Annotated in this window: 4 protein-coding genes; 1 reads left to right on the top strand and 3 read right to left on the bottom strand. The window is 63.7% G+C overall.

Translation table 11 applies throughout. From position 1 onward, the window contains the following. The 3 genes from HP499_RS21235 to HP499_RS21245 form a co-directional block, all read right to left on the bottom strand. Nucleotides 1–1,076 (bottom strand): APC family permease (locus HP499_RS21235; RefSeq protein ID WP_172326098.1); only part of this gene is annotated, 1,076 nt, incomplete at its 3' end. Further along, nucleotides 1,073–2,278 carry a glutathionylspermidine synthase family protein gene (locus tag HP499_RS21240; RefSeq protein WP_172326099.1) on the bottom strand — a complete coding sequence of 402 codons (1,206 nt, stop codon included), beginning with the start codon at nt 2,276–2,278 and terminating at the stop codon, nt 1,073–1,075. The genes HP499_RS21235 and HP499_RS21240, both read right to left, overlap by 4 nt. A gap of 2 nt (nt 2,279–2,280) precedes the next feature. Next, complete coding sequence (locus HP499_RS21245) at nt 2,281–2,973, bottom strand: Tat pathway signal protein (RefSeq protein ID WP_172326100.1); 693 nt, start codon at nt 2,971–2,973, stop codon at nt 2,281–2,283. Between the two features lie 152 nt (nt 2,974–3,125). Between HP499_RS21245 and HP499_RS21250 the strand changes: the two genes are divergently transcribed. After that, nucleotides 3,126–4,358, top strand: a 1,233-nt coding sequence (locus HP499_RS21250) for a DUF4118 domain-containing protein (RefSeq protein WP_172326101.1), incomplete at its 3' end; no start/stop codon positions are given.

A 4,358-nucleotide genomic window follows, 5' to 3' on the forward strand; every position in this document is an offset into this window, starting at 1 on the left:
CGCTCGTGGACCTTGCCGAACCGGGCCGGCAGCGCACCATGGACGCCCATGGACAGTGTTCCGCGGGCGGTGGGCAGGATGGTGGTCTGGGTGGAGGACAGGACCGACGCCAGCACAGCGACGATGATCAGCCAGCCCCAAGGGCCCAGTACTACGTCCTTCATGGCCAGGAAGACGTCGTCCTGGTTGGCCTCGTTGCCAAGGCCGATTCCGTCGGTACCGATCGTGGCGTACATCATCACCAGCAGGGCTACGGAAACGTAGATTGCCACCAGCACGGAGGCTGAGATGACGGCACCACGGCCGGGGGTCTTGGTGGGGTTCTCGGTTTCCTCATTGAGCGCAAGGCATGTGTCCCAGCCCCAGTAGATGAACAGCGCCAGCAGGACACCGTGGACCACGGCGCCGGGGTCGGCAAAAGCGCCGGCCGGGTTGAACCATTCGAAGTCGAAGGCCTGTCCTTCAGGGGCGCCACCGGCGATCCGGAAGACGATGGCCACCGCGAAGATGCCCAAGGAGATGTACTGGATGTAGGTCAGGGTGCGCTGGACGTGCTCGCCCAGCCGGATGCCCCGGTGGTTTACATACGTCATGAACAGAATGAAGAGCACACCGGTTGCCGTCACCAGCCAGGTGTTGTCGGCCAGGGAACCATCACCGATCAAAAGCCACAAGTACTTGCCGGCAATTTGTGCCAGGTTCGCCAGAACCACAATTCCTGCCAGGGCAACACCCCAGCCGCCAAGCCAACCGGCCCAGGGCCCGAACGCCTTGCGGGCCCAGAAGAACGTGGTGCCGCAATCCGGCATGGCGCTGTTCAGCTCACGGAAGGCGTAGGCAATGAACAGGACGGGAATGAAGCCGAGGATCAGGATCAGCGGCGTGTAGTTGCCGTTGACTGCAACAATGAGCCCCAGGGTAGCCGCCAGCGAATAGACAGGCGCTGTGGATGCCAGGCCCAGCATGACGGAATCGCCAAGGTCAAGGATCCCGGCGTGGAGGCCTTTGGAAGGTACGACGGCGGTACGGTCGCCGCCCGCCGGGCCGCCACCCGGCGTCGAGGTTTCAGTGCTCATAGTGCGGCTCCGTAGGAAGTAGCAGTGGGCGCGATGGGCGCCGGGGCGTCGATGGTATTGGGGACAAAGCGGCAGAAGTAGTCCGTGATGGGGCCGTCCGATTCGCGGATGCCGCAACCAACGGATTCGCCATCCACCACCCAGAGTCCCAGGACGGGGTGGTTGCCATCGAAATCGGGCAGGGAGTGGTACTGCTGGAAGCACCAGCCTTCACGGCCGTAGCCACCGGGCTGTTGGATCTCAATGCCCGGGGCATGGATACGGATGTTGTCGCCCTCACGGCCGTGGAGCGGCTTGGCTACCCATTCCTTGAGGGGACCGGGATCGCCGAGGTAGGCGGGCAACAGGTTCTCGTGGTCCGGGTAGAGATGCCACAAGGCCGCCAGGAGTGCTTTGTTGGACAGCAGCATCTTCCACGCCGGCTCAACCCAGCGCGGATTGTGTGCGCGCTGCAGGAGGCGCTGCCCGAACGGCTCTTTCATCATCAGTTCCCATGGGTACAGCTTGAACATGGTGCTGATCATGAAGTTGTCCAGGTCCACGAACCGGTTCAGGTTGGGGTCCCAACCGATATCGGACATGTTGATGCCGATGGTGGTCCAACCGCCTTGGCTGGCGACGTCCCGCATGTAGGCAGCGGTCATCCAGTCTTCCCCGGATTCCTCTGCCTCCGAGTGGGCAACATGCAGGGTGCTCATGCCGGTGCGGAACTGCAACTTCTTCCACTGCCGGATCAGGGCCTCGTGGATTCCGTTCCATTGATCCTTTTCCGGAAAAACGTCCTGGAGCCAGAACCACTGCGCCACGGAGGCTTCGATCAGCCCGGTAGGGGTATCGGCGTTGTACTCCAGCATTTTGGCCGGACCACCTTTGCCGTCATAGATGAAGTCAAAGCGACCGTAAATATCCATGTCGGCAGCCAACAAGGACTCGCCGGCCAGTTCCAGGGCTTGCTGCCCGATGCCGAGATCGCCCATGGCTCCGGTGGCCAGGTACTTGGCGGCTTCCAAGCACATGATGTGCATGTCTTCCGCGGTCTTCTCGAGGGTCTCCACCTCGTCCTCGGTGAACTCGTAGTACGCCGATTCGTTCCAGTATTCGATTTTGCGGCCATCGGGCATGGTGGTGGTGGAAAAAACCAGGCCCTGCTCTTCGATCTTTTGCTTCCAGTCCGGCCTGGGCTCGGAGGGCAGTCGACGCACGCCTAGCCTCCCGAGCTTCCGCCGCTTTTGGAGCTGCTGCCAAAGCCGCCGCGGCTGACGGTGCCGCCCTTGGTGCTGTAGCCCGTGGAGGACTTTGCTCCTGTTGGGACGTTCTTGGTGTAGCTCGGGTAGGCGGAACGGTTCTGGCCCACCGCAGGCACGCTGGCGCCGCGGGAGTAGAAGTACCACGCGTACACACCCGAGCTTCGGCCCGCCGAGCTGCTGTTGTTGCAATCGTTGTCATCGACGCGCTCGCCGGTTTCCTCATTGAAACAAACCTGGGCGTAGTCGGCTTCCTGCTCGTTGCTGGCCACGATCGCGGTGATGGTTCCAGCCAACAGCGCGGTCACGCCCAGGCCGACCACCACGGTGCGTCGCTGCGAGCGCTTCTTCTTCTTGGCTGCCTCGGCCTCACCGCGTTCGCGTTCCCTGGCGAAGGGATCCACCACGGGAAGGGGCTGGCCGGGACGTGGGTTTCCACTGGGTGATGCTCCCGCGGGCGCCTTCTTGTTCCTGGCCGGCTTGCCCTGCTGCGGGTTGTCCTGGACAGGTGTGAACAGCTCCGGGTGGAGGTCGGGTTTGGGCACCTGCCAGGGCGGGGGCTTGGGCGGGTTGTTGCCCGCTCCGAAGTCGGCGTTGTTGTCCCTGCTGCCGCCGTTGTTGCCGGCTGCGTCAGGGCTGTCTTTTGGGCCCATGTGTATCCCCCTGGATAGACCGTTGGTGTGCCCGGCGCCACGCCGGACCAGAATGCTCAGAGCAAGCCTAGTCCTTGGAAGCCGTGCAGGCACGGCCAAGCGCAGTACTTGGGGAGAACTCCCCACTGTGGGAAGCGTGTAAGGATGGAGCCATGGCGGCACCAACGGCAGAAAACCATGGCGACGACGGCGTGTTGCTGCGGCTCCCGCCGGTGCGTGGCATTGGCCGGACACGGGTGATCTTGGGCCTGGTGCTGGCATTGCTGCTGCCGCCCGCCGTCGAACTTGTTGTGACGGTCCTGAATTTCCGCAACTTTTCCATGATCATGCTGCTGCAACTGGCGGTGGCGGTGGCGGTTGCCGCGATCGGTGGTTTGTGGCCGGCAGTGGTCGCTGCCGTTCTGGGCAGCTTCCTGTTGAACTATTTCTCTGCCGATCCCGTAGGCTCCCTCTCCATTGCCGATCCCACCACGTTGTTCACTCTGGTGGTGTTCCTGGCGGTGGCCTGCGGCGTAGCGCTTGCAGTGGGACTGGCCGGCAGGCGTGCCCAGGAGGCAGCCCGGTCGGAAGCTGAAGCCACTGCGCTGAGCGGGTTGGCCCTGCGGATACTGAGCTCGGATGGAAGCCTGGAAACGTTCCTTGAGAAGGTCCGGGTCAACCTGGGGATGGATGCGGTGACTTTGCTGGGTTCCGCGGCCCCGGGCACACCGTACCCATCCGGTGCTGCTCCTGCATCGCAGGTCCTGGCCAGCGCCGGGCCGAATCCGCCGGTGACCCATGCCGCCGCCGATCATGCCGCCGTCGTCGATCCCCACTACACGCTGTTGCTGCGCGGTGGCCCTTTGTCCCCACAGCGCCAGCGCCTGCTTGCCGCGTTCGGCGCGTTCGTGGTGGCAGTGCGTGAGCGGCAGCAGTTGGTGAAGAGCCGCCGGGACAACGTCCGGCTGTCAGAGGGCAACAAGATGCGGACATCCATCCTCCGCGCAGTCTCGCATGATCTTCGGACGCCCTTGGCCGGGATCAAGCTCGCTGTCAGCAGCCTGAGGCAGGAGGACGTGGATTTCCCGCCGGAGGTGGAGCGGGAGTTGTTGGAGACCATCGAGGAATATGCGGACCGGCTGGATCACCTGGTGGACAATCTCCTGGATATGTCCCGGATCACCGCTGATGCGGTCAACCCGCTGCTTACCGGCATCGTGTGGGCCGAGGTGTTGCCGCAGGCGCTCCGGGGTGTTCCGGCAGGGCTTCTCCGCAACGAGCTTCCGCCCAATCTTCCGCCGGTGCAGGCCGATGCCGGCATGCTGGAGCGGGTGGTGGCCAACATCGTGGAGAACGCGGTGAAGTACGCACCGGACTCCGATGTTGTCCTGACGGCCCGGGCCGGT

It is taken from the genome of Paenarthrobacter sp. CM16 (genome assembly GCF_013179505.1).
Classification (GTDB): domain Bacteria; phylum Actinomycetota; class Actinomycetes; order Actinomycetales; family Micrococcaceae; genus Arthrobacter.

Coding starts and splice junctions, on each gene's coding strand:
- HP499_RS21245 (WP_172326100.1), bottom strand. CDS start 2,973: ATGGGCCCAAAAGACAGCCCTGACGCAGCCGGCAACAACGGCGGCAGC.